This window comes from Ruegeria sp. CF8, assembly GCF_056537285.1.
The window spans coordinates 108581-122632 of the sequence record NZ_JBQFRG010000008.1; the positions used below are offsets into that span (position 1 = coordinate 108581).

Sequence of the window (14052 nt, forward strand, 5' to 3'; positions counted from 1 at the left end):
GGAGGCGTGACGTGCAAGGTCATTCCAATACACCCAAGTCATTGCATGGCGTTCGCGTGCTTGATCTGACGCGCATTCTTGCCGGACCATGGAGCACTCAAATCCTTGCCGACTTGGGTGCCGAGGTTATCAAGATTGAGCGGCCCGGATCTGGCGATGACACACGAAGCTGGGGACCGCCCAACTTGACCGACAGCGCGGGACGTGATCGTGGCGCTGCATATTTCCACTCGGCGAACCGGGGAAAGAAGTCCGTCGCCATTGATATCGGCAGCGAAGAAGGGCAAGAGCTGATACGCGCGCTTGTCCTCGAATCCGACATTGTCATCGAGAATTTCAAGGTTGGCGGACTCGCCAAATATGGCCTCGACTATGACAGTCTGACTGCGCTCAAGCCTGATCTGATCTATTGTTCGATCACCGGGTTTGGCCAAACTGGCCCTTATGCTGCGCGGGCTGGATACGATTTCATGATCCAGGCCATGGGCGGGCTTATGAGCATTACGGGCCGCCCCGACGAAATGCCCGGTGGTGAACCGATGAAGGCCGGTGTCGCACTGACAGACATCCTGACGGGCCTTTATGCCACGATCGGGCTTTTGGCGGCTTTGCAACATCGCAACCAGACTGGCGAGGGCCAGCATATCGACATGTCATTGATGGACGTGCAGGTTGCTTCGCTGGGCAATCAAGCGCTTAATTTTCTGTCGACTGGCTCTTCACCACAAAGGCTGGGGAATGCGCATCCCAACATCGTGCCTTACCAGTCATTCGCCACTGCTGATGGGCATATTATTCTGGCCGTTGGGAATGATCGGCAATTTGCACGCTTCTGCCAGCTGGTCGAGCGTCCAGAGTTAGTAGAAGATGCAAGATTCACGACAAATCCGGCACGGGTTGGCAACCGCGAGGTGCTGGCCCCGATCCTACAGGACATCTTGTCCCAGCAGACGACAGATTGGTGGATTGCCGAACTGGCCGGCGCAGGTGTGCCCGCCGGTCCGATCAATGACCTCGAACGTGTTTTCGCCGATCCGCATGTGCGCGCTCGGGGAATGCAAACGGCGCCGGTCAATGCGGATGGGACATCTGTAGTCGGCGTGGCCTCGCCGATCAAGATGTCCAAAACGCCGCCGCAGGAAATGAACGCTGCGCCAGATCTCGGAGAACACAGCGATGATGTGCTGAACAGCATCCTGGGGCTGACACCCGAGCAATTGGCGACGCTTCGAAACTCCGGCGTGGTCGGAGACACGCAAAGCGCCATCGCGGCACCATCAAAAAACAGGGCCGCATCGGGGTGAGCAGAACCGAGGGCACTCAGGTAGATTTCACGATGTTCAGGGAGGAAGAAATGAAATCGGAAAGCATATCGACTTCTTCAATTAACCGTCGCTCTATGTTGACCTCCATGGTTGGCGCTGGGGCACTGATGGCATTGGGTATACCTCGGGCATATGCTCAGGAACCCAAGCGTGGCGGACATGTACGTTACGGTGTTCGGGGTGGTTCGACCTCGGACACCCTCGATCCTGCGACCTTTGGCAATACGTTCATGCGGACGATGGGCTATGGTCTATACAACACATTGGTCGAGATCGATGGCAACAACGTTTTTCAACCGGAACTTCTTGAAACCTATGAAGGATCAAACGAGGCGAAAGCCTGGGTTTTCAAACTACGTTCAGGCATCACGTTCCATGACGGAAAGCCGTTAACTTCGGATGATGTGATTGCTTCAATACGTCACCACATGGGCGAAGACAGCAAGTCAGGCATGAAGCCGTTGCTGAGTATCATCAATGAAATCGTCCGCGAGGACGACCATACGGTCCGCTTCGAACTCAGCTCGGGCAACGCCGATTTCCCGGTGGTGTTCACTGACTACCGCCTGATGATCCTGCCTGAAAAGGACGGCGGGTTGGATATGTCTGGCAACGGCACCGGCGGTTACATTCTCAAAGAATTCGAGCCCGGCGTACGTGCATCAGTTGAACGTAACCCCAACTATTGGCGCGATGATCGAGCATTTTTCGACAGCGCCGAGATCATTTCGATGTCCGATCCAACTTCGCGTCAGAACGCTTTGATGACTGCCGGCGTGGACATCATTGACCAGGTTGACTTGAAGACTGTGCAACTGCTGAAACGCAGAAATGATGTTTCCGTTCTGAACACCTCAGGCGGTCTACATTACGTGTACGCGATGAACACCACGCTTGCGCCATATGACAACATCCATCTTCGGAAAGCGCTGAAATATGGGCTGGACCGCGAAGCATTGCTCAAGAAGATATTGCGCGGCTATGGCAGCATCGGCAACGATCATCCGATCGCGCCCAGCATGCAGTTTCACGCCAGTGATCTGGAACAGACAGCGTACGATCCGGAGAAGGCGAAATTCCACCTCAAAGAAGCTGGGTTGGACGGCTTGGATCTTTCCTTGCATGTCTCTGATGGCCTGTACCCCGGGGCCGTGGATGGCGTGACAGTCTACAAGGAAAACCTGGCGCAGGCTGGCGTTAACCTTGAGGTTTCCCGTGAGCCGGCCGATGGCTACTTTTCGAACATCTGGATGAAAAAGCCCTTTGTCGCCAGCTATTGGGGCGCACGACCGACGGCAGACATCATGTTCTCGACCGGGTACTCCAGCTCGGCAAAGTGGAACGAAAGCGCTTGGCACAACGACGCGTTCGACAAGCTGCTGGGTGCAGCACGGGTAGAATTGGATCAAGGCAAACGGGCCGAGATGTACCACGACATGCAGGCAATGGTGCGTGACGAAGGTGGGTCAATCGTTCCGTTGTTTGCTGACAATGTCTTTGCGGCGAGCACCAAGATCGGACATCCGGAAACTATGTCGGGCGCCTGGGAATTGGATGGCGGTCGTTCAATCGAACGCTGGTGGATCAACGGCTAAAGGGTTTTGCCCCGCGTGGCCCGCGGCCACTGGGGCAAAACCTCCGATCTGATAGGGGCATCTCATGACCAATCTCCGGCTCATGATATTGAAACGTTTGGCAATGGGTTTTGTGACACTCTTTGCCGTCTCGGTGATCATTTTCGTTTCGATTGAAATGCTTCCTGGCGATATTGCGCAGGAAATTCTTGGGCAATCTGCAACGCAGGAATCCGTCGAAGCCTTCCGCCAGGAATTGGGTTTGGATCGCCCGGCGATCACACGCTATTTCGAATGGGCCGGTGGGATTCTGACCGGTGATTTTGGAACCTCTCTGGCAAGCGGTCGGGATGTCTCGGAGTTGATCCTGTCACGCCTCGGGAACACTCTTTTTCTGGCCATCTATGCCGCAGCAATTTCAGTACCGCTTGCCGTGTCTCTGGGTCTGTTGGCGGCGCTTTACAGAAATTCGATCTTCGACCGTCTGGCAAATTTGATGGCATTGTCCTCGGTTTCGATGCCCGAGTTTTTTTTGGCCTATATTCTTATCTTTCTTCTCTCGCAGTCTGGTTGGTTTCCATCGATGGCCGACGTTACAGCCTCGACCCCGCTGCTGACCAAACTCTATGTAACGTTCTTGCCCGCGCTCACCCTGACACTGGTGATCACGGCGCATATGATGCGGATGACCCGAGCGGCCATCATCAATCTGCTGGCTTCCCCGTATATTGAGATGGCCGACCTCAAGGGAATGTCGCGCAAACGTATAATCCTGCGCCACGCCTTGCCCAATGCATTGGCCCCGATCATCAACGTCGTAGCCCTGAACCTCGCCTATCTTGTGACAGGGGTTGTCGTCGTCGAGGTTGTGTTCGTGTATCCCGGGCTTGGTCAGTTGTTAGTCGACTCCGTCTCAAAGCGGGATGTGATTGTCGTACAGGCCGCAAGCCTGATTTTCGCCAGCGCCTTTATTCTGCTCAATCTGCTTGCGGACGTGCTGTCGACCCTGTCGAACCCCCGTCTGATCCATGCGAGGTAAGCCAAATGATCCTTGCCGCCCAAAAAACCATACGGACCGCACCCCCTTCGGCGGTCTTTGGAATGGTTGTCATCTTCCTCTATGCCATCGCCGCTTTAACTGCGCCCCTGCTTGCGCCTTACGGCGAGCAAGAGATCGTGGACGCGGAATTCATGCCGTGGAGTTCCGATTACCTGCTTGGCACCGACAATCTGGGTCGGGATATGCTGTCGCGGATCATCTACGGTGCCCGCAACACGGTGGGGATCGCGTTTCTGACCACCATACTCGCGTTCCTTGTTGGAACAACTGTGGGTATCCTGGCAGCCCTCAAAGGGGGGTGGGTCGATCAACTTTTAGGACGGCTGGTGGATACATTGATGGCTATCCCCTCATTGATCTTCAAGCTGCTTCTTCTAACGGTATTCGGGACTTCGATTGTAAATTTGGTCCTTATCATAGCGTTGGTGGATTCAACGCGCGTGTTCCGCCTAGCGCGTGCGGTTTCGCTCAACATCGTAGTGATGGACTACATCGAGGCCGCAAAACTTCGAGGTGATGGGGTAGGGCGTCTGATATCACGCGAAATTCTTCCCAACGCAGCAGCCCCTTTGGCGGCCGAATTCGGGTTGCGGTTCTGTTTTGTGTTTCTTGCGATTTCAGCATTGTCATTTCTGGGTCTCGGGATCCAGCCACCGACCGCTGATTGGGGCTCGATGGTTCGTGACAACGCCAGCCTGATTTCATTCGGGGACATTACACCCCTTATTCCGGCGGCAGCCATCGCTTTGCTGACGATTGGCGTCAACTTTGTAGTGGACTGGATGTTGCATCGTTCCAGCGGCTTGAAGGACTGAAGATATGGCTCACGAACCCCATATTACCGATGAAGTGCTACTGGACATCCAAGGGCTGAGGATCGAAGCAAAAACTGAGGACGGGCCGAAAGAAATAGTCAGGGGCGTTGACCTGAAACTGCACCGGGGTGAGGTGATGGGCCTCATCGGGGAATCCGGAGCAGGAAAGTCTACGATCGGATTGGCGGCAATGGGCTTTGCCCGCGACGGGTGCCGGATCAGTGGTGGCAGTGTAAATTTCGACGGGAAAAACCTGCTGCTGATGACAGATTCAGCGCGTCGATCTCTGCGTGGCAACCAGATTGCATATGTAGCGCAATCGGCAGCCGCGTCGTTCAATCCGGCACACAGGCTGATCGATCAGTTTAGCGAAGGACCGGTGTTTCACGGTGTGATGCCCCGCGAGCAAGCTGAGAAAGACGCCATAGACTTGTACCGCCGAATGCGGTTGCCCAACCCAGAAGAGATTGGTTTCAGGTATCCGCACCAAGTTTCGGGTGGTCAGCTTCAAAGGGCAATGACCGCAATGGCCATGTCATGCCGCCCGGATTTGATTGTTTTCGACGAACCAACCACCGCCTTGGATGTAACAACGCAGATCAGTGTTCTGTCGGCAATCCGCGATATCGTCGATCAGTTCAACACTGCGGCTTTGTACATCACGCATGACCTGGCGGTAGTGGCCCAGATGGCAGACCGTACCAAAGTTCTGCGCCACGGTCGGGAGGTTGAAGAGGCCGAAACCCGGAGCATGCTGGAAGCCCCGCAGCAGGAATATACCAAATCTCTTTGGGCGGTGAGGTCATTCCAACGCGAAGCCAAATCCGTGCCATCAGACGCAAAGCCGCTGGCATCGATTAATGATGTTACGGCAGGTTATGCAAAAGAGGCCGTCCTTGAAGGCGTATCCTTCGATATACATCGACGTCAGACGGTGGCAGTGGTCGGGGAGTCCGGTTCCGGAAAGTCCACGACAGCACGTGTTTTGACAGGTCTGTTGCCGCCCTTTTCAGGCACGGTAAGCCTGGATGGCGTGCCATTGCCGCGAAGTTACAAAGACCGCAGCAAGGACCAGCTACGGGCGGTGCAGATGATTTATCAGATGGCTGATACGGCACTGAATCCCAAGCAGAAAATCCGTGAAATCATAGGCTGGCCGGTTGAATTCTACACCGGGTTGAAAGGCAAGGCGAAGGAAAACCGCGTACGCGAGTTGTTGGCGCTGATTGAATTGGAGCCAGACCAATACATCGACCGCCGCCCCTCTGAACTTTCCGGTGGCCAAAAACAGCGCATTGGTATCGCCCGCGCGCTCGCCGCCCAGCCGACTTTGGTCATCTGCGACGAAGTTACCTCGGCTCTGGACCAACTGGTGGCGGAAGGAATCCTGCGCCTACTGGATCGCCTGCAATCCGAGCTTGACCTGGCATATATGTTCATCACCCACGACTTGGCCACTGTCCGGGCCATAGCAGATGAAGTTGTGGTGATGAAATCTGGGCGTGTCGTCGAAGCCGGTCCCAAAGCTCAGGTCTTTCAACCACCGCACGATCCCTACACTGAATTGCTGTTGTCGTCTGTTCCACAGATGGATCCGGATTGGTTGGACCAGGTGTTGCAGGAACGAAAAGCAGCAAGCCAGGTGGCACGTTGATCAGCGTCCAAGATATCACCGCGCTAACAAACGGTTTACGTGCGGCTTTTGGTCAGACAGATCAATTTGCAGCCCATGGGATCACTTCCGGATGGCCCGAGACGCCGAAGACAAAAAAGCTTCCTGAACCCTTTGACCTTCCCGTCACAAAAAGGCTGGTTCAGGCCCTAGAAAATGCACCTAAGCCTAATGTCGATTTGGTGCGAGGACTTACCAAAGCCGCAAACGGGCTGCGCTGGCAGCAGACTTATTCAGCTGACGAAATGGGTCGTGCCTTTCTGGAACGTTATGGTTGGGTCTTGTTGGTTGCTCCGGATACTCCGACGGAAAGCAAATCGATGCTTGCAGGCTTTCTGTTGCTGGGTCCAGACGTCGAATATCCGGTCCATCGGCACGCGGCCGAAGAGGTTTATGTCGTGCTTTCCGGGACTACGTCCTGGAAAATTGGCGACGCCGATTGGCAGCCCAAACCCGCAGGCAGCGTTGTTCACAACCCTCCGTGGCAAACTCATGGTATGCGCACTGATCAAAGTGAACCATTGCTTGTCGGTTTCGCGTGGAACGTGGGCACTGTGGAAAAGTCGGAAATGATGACAACCCGGTCAGTTGAAGGAAACTGATATGACATTTGATATGGAACCCTTGGTCAGGCGTATCTGGCAGGAAGTCGAGGCAACCAAGGACATAACCGCCGGAAATCATGTTCCGATGCCCGACATTATTGAGACCGCGCGCCGCCCAAACGAAGCGCGTTGTTCCGACGACTTTCCGGTTTTGCAGCACTGGGAACCCGCGGTGGATCTGGCTTTGGCAAACAAGCTTGCCGCTTTGACCGCGGCCATCGCAGCCTCGGCCCCACATTTCAAATGGACGCAGAATGCCAGCTACGATGAAACCAACTGTTCGCGCGCGTTTCTGGATGGGTACGCTTATGCAAGCCTGGCTGGGCCCGACACGGACTTGACCTGGGCCGCACCGCGAACCGGTGTGATGCTTATGGGCCCCAACGTGCTCTACCCCGGTCACAACCACGCGGCGCGCGAGATCTATATGCTTTTAACACCGGGAACCCAGTGGCGGCTTGATAACGGCGACTGGTTTGAGGTGCAGGCCGGAGACCTGATCTTTCATGACAGTTGGCAAATGCATGAAATGCGAACCGGCCACTATCCTATGCTGGCAGTGGCTGCCTGGATCGAAGACGGGGATCGTGGGTCAATCCAGTGGGACCAAAACCGCAAGTCCGCAACAATTTTAAAGCCCCAAACAAGGACCAGTCCATGACCGACAAACTACTTTACGAGCAAGAGGGCCACGTCGTGACCCTGACCTTCAATATGCCCGAAACTCGCAACGCCTTGACCGATCCGGATCTCGCCAGTGCGATTGTTGATGCAATGAGACGGATCAATACCGATCTTTCTGTTCGATGCGCCATTGTGACCGGGGCCGGTAAGGCCTTTTCTTCAGGCGGCAACCTGAAACACATGAAAGATAAGGTCTCCATTTTCGGCGGCGACGCGCTTGAGGCCAAGGATGGGTATCGCGGTGGCATTCAACAAGTCGCCAAAGCGATGTGGGAATGCGAAGTGCCGCTGATTGCAGCCGTGAATGGACCGTCTTACGGAGCAGGTTGTGACACGACATGTCTTTGTGACATCCGCATCGCCTCGACACGGGCGATCTTTGCCGAGAATTTTGTTCGGGTTGGCCTGATCTCGGGCGATGGTGGGGCTTGGCTGCTACCTCGTCAGATCGGGTTGTCACGCGCCGCCGAGATGACCTTTACTGGCGAACCGGTGGATGCTGCCACGGCCCTGGACTGGGGTTTGGTCTCGAAAGTAGTCGAGCCAGAAGAGCTTTTGCCAGAAGCGCAAAAACTTGCAAAACGAATTGCGTACAATCCACCAAGGCAATTGCGCTTGGCGAAAAGGCTTCTCCGCGAAGGGCTGAATACCCGTCTTGATGCGGTGCTTGAGCTCGCGGCTGCCTATCAAGGCGCTTGCCACCAGACCAAAGACCATGAAGAGGCGGTGGATGCTTTGCTTGAGAAACGCCCAGCAGTGTTCACCGGCGCTTGAAGATGGGCCGGGTCGCGAAGAACGCTGCCCGTTTCCCTGCATAGAGCCACAAGCCATAAGCGATCCTTATGACACAATGTAGTACATTTTTCTACTTCTCAGCCACACCAAACAGTAGGATTACGGCACATTCACTCGCCAGACCTTCACCGAAAGTGCATCGGACGCGTTGATAGGCGGCAACAAAAGACGAGGAACACTCATGAAATTCCTGAAACCTCTCGCCGGGGTACTTTCGATTTCGTTGATCGCTGGCTCCTTCGCAGCCCAGGCCGACACGGTCTCGATTTCCACGCTTCCACCGGGCGCGCTCTTAAACATTCAAGCTCAAACAGTTGCAAAAGTCGTTCAGGAGCACACCGACCTACAGATGCGGGTCGTGACCTACAATGACGCAGCGGCGACCATGGCATCCGCCAACGTCGGCCAGACCGAGTTTGCATACGCTTCGAACGACGGCGCGGGTGACGCCGTAATGGGCGTGGCCGAACACGAGGGCAAAGCGATGGAAAACCTTCGCGTTGTCGCGGCGATGAGCCCGATCCGGATCGGTTTGATGGTGCGAAAAGATTCCGACATTCAAACTGTCGCTGATTTGGAAGGCAAGCGCTACCCGACCGGGTGGCAGGGCCTTAAAGAAGGGATCGTTCTTTCAAACGCGTTGCTTTCGACAGCAGGCCTCAGCCTTGACGATGTTGACGGCGTCAGCACCCTCAACCTGATCCGCGCGGCTGACGATTTTAAGGCCGGCAGGCTGGATGCCACCTTCTTTGCGGTCGGAGCGCCCAAAGTCGCCGAAATCGACGCGGCGATCGGCCTTCGGTTCCTCGATCTGCCCGACGACGAAGCAGCCCAGAAGGCAATGGCGTCATTCCGCCCGGAATACACGCTTGAAGAAGTCGAACCGGCCCCGAATTACGCCGGAATCGACGGGCCAACAACGCTGATGACATATTACATCATACTTTTGGCAAACAAGGACACAGACGATGAAGTCGTCAAATCCGTTGCAAAAGCGCTTCACGAGAACAAGGCAGCGCTTGTTGCCGGGCACCCGACCTTTAATGGAATGAATCCACAAGGCATGGCAAACCCGCAGCCCCGGCTTGAGTACCACCCTGGTGCGATCGCCTTCTACAAAGAAGCTGGCATCTGGCAGGAATAGCCGTTCAACGGGATCGATTGAACATGACCGAGAACACAGCTGTTGAGTCTGGCGGGCTGCGCACTGGCGCACCCCGCCTAATCGTGTCTAGCCTCGGGGCCGGCATTGCACTTGCCGGAATTGCATGGGGGTCGGGATTTTTTCGAATCGTCGGTTGGGACTTCCTGACCGAGCAATTTTTGGCACTGGTATTGGGACTGGCGCTCGCAATCGTCTTTCTTACATACCCAGCTCGTCGCAACGTCGAGAAGTCGTTGCCGCGCTGGTACGATATTGCTCTTGCGGTTATTAGCCTGTCGGCTGCTGTATACTTGGCAATCTACTATCCGAGAATCGTGAACCGCTTTTTTGAAATGCCACTCGATGGGCTGGCGGTTAGCTGGCTCATGTTCATTGCAGTAGTCGAGGGATTGCGCCGAACCGCAGGATTGTCGCTTGTGGTGGTTGTCGGCGTGTTCTTCGGTTACGCGATGGTTGGTCATCTTATCGAAGGCGATTTGCAGACCCGTGAGATCCAGATTAATCAAATGGTTCTTTATCTAGGCGTTGACACGAGCGGGCTGTTTGGGATCGTTCTGCTTGTGGGTGTAACTGTTGTCATCCCATTTGTATTTTTTGGCCAACTGCTTTCAGCATCAGGCGGAGCACAGTTTTTTAACGATATTTCACTTGCCGTGATGGGTCGCTTCCGGGGCGGTTCGGCAAAGATTTCGGTGCTGGCTTCCTCGCTTTTTGGGTCAATCAACGGGATCGTCGTCTCGAATATCCTCTCCACAGGTGTCATCACGATCCCGTTGATGAAGAAGTCCGGGTTTGCACCCGAGGAGGCCGCAGCGATCGAGGCCAGCAGTTCAAATGGGGGGCAACTCATGCCGCCAGTGATGGGTGCTGTCGCCTTCCTGATGGCCGACTTCCTGCAGATAAGCTACGCAGAGGTCGCAATCGCGGCGCTTGTGCCGTCGCTCCTCTACTATATCTCGCTCTTCATTCAGGTCGATCTGATCGCTGCAAAACGGGGTATTTTAGGTGTTGCCAGAACAGACCTACCGCGGGCACTGAATGTTCTCGCGCGAGGCTGGTTGTTTCTGACACCGTTCGCGATCCTGATCTATGCGCTCTTCTGGCTGCACAGGGAGCCCGAAAATGCTGCAATGCTCGCTTGTGTGGCCGTCATGTTCGTAGGTTTCGCTGTAGGCTACGCCGGAAGCCGATTGACACCGCAACAGATCTGGGCCTGTGTTGTGCAAACCGGTCGGTCGTCAGCGGATATTATCATGATCGCGGCCGCAGCGGGTTTTATCATGGGCATCTTGCAGATCACCGGGCTTGGTTTTGCTCTGACGCTCTTCTTGGTGAAAGTCGGCGCAGGGAATCTGATCCTGCTGTTGCTGATCTCTGCGGTGCTCTGCATTGTGCTCGGCATGGGAATGCCGACGCTGGGGGTCTACGTTCTTCTGGCCATTCTTGTCGCACCGAGCCTTGTCGAAGTGGGGATTCCCCCTTTGGCTGCGCACATGTTCATCCTTTACCTCGGCATGATGTCCTTTGTCACGCCGCCTGTTGCAATCGCTGCGTTCTTTGCGGCGAATCTCGCCAAGGCGCCACCGATGAAGACCGGATGGGTCGCTATGCGGTCCAGTTGGACCGCATATGTTGTGCCTTTTCTATTTGTGTTCACACCAGCACTCCTACTCCAGGAAGGCTCCATTTTGATCGCCATTGCCGCGATCTTGTCGACGGTAACCGGAGTGCTCTTCGTGTCGGCAGGCTTCATTGGACACGCTTTGGTAAACCTTGGAGCAGTGTGGCGTGTGACATCGGTATGCGGTGGTGGCCTGTTAATGCTTCCCGTTGAAGCAACCACGTGGTCGCTTTTGGTACATGTGGCTGGCGGGCTCCTCGTTGCCGTCGTTCTCGCGTCGCAATTGACTACGAGATCTAGATAGCCAAGCTACACTAGCCTTTCGTTCCCAGGGCTTCGAAATCCGCAAGGATACTCTCGTGACGTGCCTGAACTTGTGCCTGCGTTTCAGGGTGAGTGAAAATGTAGAAGCGCCCGGATTCGATGCCTTTAACCGCAATTTCCGCAGCCTCCTCGGCGCTCATGACCCTTTCGCCAGCATTCTGTACCACTTTGATGCCGGTTGTGGAGACTGGTTCATCAGAAAATATGTTGGTTCCAACTACACCGGGGCAAAGAACTGAAACACCTATATCCGTATTCGCAAGATCATGCTGGAGCGTCTCCGACAACCCGACGACCGCGTATTTCGAAGTGGCGTATGTCGCAACCGGAAGTAGCGCCTTGAACTTTCTATGTCCCGCAATTGATGCCGTATTGACGACATGCGCAGGTGCACCGCGCTCGATCATCGCTGACAGGAAGTATTCAAGACCGTGTATGATGCCAAAAAAATTGATGTCGAACAGCTGTCGCCATTGCCCTGACTTCAGATCCTGTACATGACCACGTGGACCGAGCAGTCCTGCATTGTTGAATAGCAGATCAGGCCCGCCGTATCGGTTTACGAAGTCTTTCGCAGCCACGCGGTACTGATCCGCATCAGCGACATCGAGTTCAACGAGTTCCGCGCGACCTCCGCTATCTACGACAGTTTGTACACTTTGTTCAAGGGTCGCTCGGTTCTTGTCTGCCATCGCAACAATGAGCCCGCGCCGCGATAAAAGACGCGAGATCTCAAGGCCGATACCGGATGCAGCTCCGGTGATAAATGCCGTTTGCCCTGGTATAATCTTCATTCTGTCCTCTAACTTATTCTAACGTAAAGCGGTTGAGCACATTGCGGGTAACTCGATCAACCATCGGGTCAACGCCAAGGCCGTGAGCCCAGTCCGTTGTCGAACCGGAAAAGACCTCGCCACGTCCTAGCGTCATCGAACCCATGGTAGCCGCCCCGCGACGTAGACGAGCTACCAGCTCTGTGTCGCGCGAACCGTACGCCGCTTGTGCAACCGCTTCAGCGTCACCAGGGGCTTCAGGTGGCGGAGCCAAGATCTCGGAATAGTCTGAATACTTCGGATCACTTGACCAGAGAATTGCAGGCGAGGTGGCAATGATTTCGAAGTTGCCTGGCGTTCCGAACTCGCCTGTCGGTACAGGCAATCCACCCTCGGTGAATTGATAGCGGGTACCGTTGACTTCGAAGCTGACAATCGCTGCGGTACCTCCGAACTGGTCGCCGTATCGTAAGTCAGTGCCTTCAAAGGCCCAGTGATCTGGACGGCAAACATCAAATGCTCCGCTCCCATGAGGAACTCCTCCGCCGAACCGAGCGTACAGTCCACCTGTCGATCCCGCGCCGATCAAGGCGTTCTCCGGCTTTCCCAGCCATCGGTGCGAAAACGGCCCAGTTAGCAGATGTTGCCGGTCGGTGCCGACCACGGGATCGGTTTCTTCAGCCCCATATTTGTGGCAGACCATGGCTTCGTCCTCGATCCGAACGTGCCAGTAAGCGGTGTTCCCACTGAACACTGCCAGATTGCCACCTGCTGTAACCCAATCCGAAAGCGTGTCGCGCGCTTGCATTGTCCAGTATTCATCGTGGCCGACGGATAAGACAAGGTCGTAGCCCTCTAGTTCACCGGGCAAAGCCGCATCGTTATCGAGACATAGATCAACAGCGTAATCGCGTTTCTCTGCCCATGCAAAGAACGTGCGTTCCCAGTTGAACCAGCCCGCCAAGGGTGCCCGCAGAGAATACTCGTGCGCCAAAATGTACCTGTAATAGTCGCGCATATTCGGATCACCGGTGTAGCCGACGTCCGGCGCTACTCCGGCGCGCAAGCGCGCAGCTTCGCCATACCGGCGCAACATTCCACGAATGAGCGGTCTATCATAGGCGACGCATGTACCCAGGTCATACAAACTCGGACCGCCCCAATGATTGTATGCATTGTAAGTGTTGGTTGACAGTTTGAGCAAAATTGAAGCGCGATCTGCTAAGCGCGGTTTCACAACAAAAAATGCGTGCCCCCATTGGTTCTCATCATTCTCGCGACCGGGCGGAACCATATTGACAAGATAAAAACCTGGCCTCAGATCTGCTGTCTCCAACTCAACGGTAATGGGCCAAGCACAGCCACGGGCGGCAGTGTCTTCGGGAACAACATGCTCGACAGCGCCGTCAATTTCACGCTCCAAAACAATCTCTTCCTCGGCGCTGTCGCGAACTACGCGCATACCAAAACGCGGAGTTCGGGAGGAAACGCAAATCCCAACTTTTTCGCCTTGACGAACCGCTTGCGGTACCGCATAGCCCTGCACTGCGCACCATACAGTCTGCTCGGCAATCATGTCGTCTCGCCAGAGTGCAACAGAGTGAAGATGCCTTTCGGCCGGAGGTATTTTCATGAACTC

General features: G+C 55.2%; 12 protein-coding genes. 10 read left to right on the forward strand and 2 right to left on the reverse strand.

Translation table 11 applies throughout. The annotated features are described in order from the left end of the window. Window positions 1-11: 11 nt before the first annotated feature. From ACR0EV_RS17810 to ACR0EV_RS17855, 10 genes are all read left to right on the forward strand, one after another. The gene (locus ACR0EV_RS17810; RefSeq protein WP_480801329.1) at window positions 12-1304 is read left to right on the forward strand and encodes a CaiB/BaiF CoA transferase family protein; all 1293 of its coding nucleotides are present in this window, start codon (window positions 12-14) and stop codon (window positions 1302-1304) included. A gap of 50 nt (window positions 1305-1354) precedes the next feature. Next, the gene (locus ACR0EV_RS17815) at window positions 1355-2920 is read left to right on the forward strand and encodes an ABC transporter substrate-binding protein (RefSeq protein ID WP_480801330.1); all 1566 of its coding nucleotides are present in this window, start codon (window positions 1355-1357) and stop codon (window positions 2918-2920) included. 64 nt (window positions 2921-2984) lie between these two features. Beyond that, window positions 2985-3938 (forward strand): ABC transporter permease, encoded by a 954-nt coding sequence (locus ACR0EV_RS17820; RefSeq protein ID WP_480801331.1) that lies wholly within the window; start codon window positions 2985-2987, stop codon window positions 3936-3938. Window positions 3939-3943: 5 nt separating this feature from the next. Further along, window positions 3944-4774, forward strand: coding sequence for an ABC transporter permease (locus tag ACR0EV_RS17825; protein WP_480801332.1), 831 nt, complete (start codon window positions 3944-3946; stop codon window positions 4772-4774). A gap of 4 nt (window positions 4775-4778) precedes the next feature. Next, the gene (locus ACR0EV_RS17830) at window positions 4779-6428 is read left to right on the forward strand and encodes an ABC transporter ATP-binding protein (RefSeq protein ID WP_480801333.1); all 1650 of its coding nucleotides are present in this window, start codon (window positions 4779-4781) and stop codon (window positions 6426-6428) included. Further along, entirely contained in the window at window positions 6425-7048 is a 624-nt protein-coding gene (locus tag ACR0EV_RS17835) for a dimethylsulfonioproprionate lyase family protein (RefSeq protein WP_480801334.1), read from the forward strand. The genes ACR0EV_RS17830 and ACR0EV_RS17835 overlap by 4 nt, the downstream gene beginning before the upstream one ends. A 1-nt stretch (window position 7049) precedes the next feature. Continuing rightward, the gene (locus tag ACR0EV_RS17840) at window positions 7050-7712 is read left to right on the forward strand and encodes a dimethylsulfonioproprionate lyase family protein (RefSeq protein ID WP_480801335.1); all 663 of its coding nucleotides are present in this window, start codon (window positions 7050-7052) and stop codon (window positions 7710-7712) included. Next, window positions 7709-8509: a crotonase/enoyl-CoA hydratase family protein gene (locus ACR0EV_RS17845; RefSeq protein WP_480801336.1), complete on the forward strand. Its 801-nt coding sequence runs from the start codon at window positions 7709-7711 to the stop codon at window positions 8507-8509. The genes ACR0EV_RS17840 and ACR0EV_RS17845 overlap by 4 nt, the downstream gene beginning before the upstream one ends. A 202-nt stretch (window positions 8510-8711) precedes the next feature. Next, entirely contained in the window at window positions 8712-9674 is a 963-nt protein-coding gene (locus ACR0EV_RS17850) for a TAXI family TRAP transporter solute-binding subunit (RefSeq protein ID WP_480801337.1), read from the forward strand. Between the two features lie 23 nt (window positions 9675-9697). Then, window positions 9698-11620, forward strand: a complete 1923-nt coding sequence (locus ACR0EV_RS17855; protein ID WP_480801338.1) for a TRAP transporter permease — start codon at window positions 9698-9700, stop codon at window positions 11618-11620. Window positions 11621-11630: 10 nt separating this feature from the next. Here the strand turns inward: ACR0EV_RS17855 and ACR0EV_RS17860 are convergent, their stop codons facing one another. Both ACR0EV_RS17860 and ACR0EV_RS17865 read right to left on the reverse strand, forming a co-directional pair. After that, on the reverse strand, window positions 11631-12434 hold the full coding sequence (locus tag ACR0EV_RS17860; protein WP_480801339.1) for an SDR family NAD(P)-dependent oxidoreductase: 804 nt from the start codon (window positions 12432-12434) through the stop codon (window positions 11631-11633). 13 nt (window positions 12435-12447) lie between these two features. Continuing rightward, window positions 12448-14046 carry a N,N-dimethylformamidase beta subunit family domain-containing protein gene (locus ACR0EV_RS17865; RefSeq protein WP_480801340.1) on the reverse strand — a complete coding sequence of 533 codons (1599 nt, stop codon included), beginning with the start codon at window positions 14044-14046 and terminating at the stop codon, window positions 12448-12450. Window positions 14047-14052 lie beyond the last annotated feature (6 nt).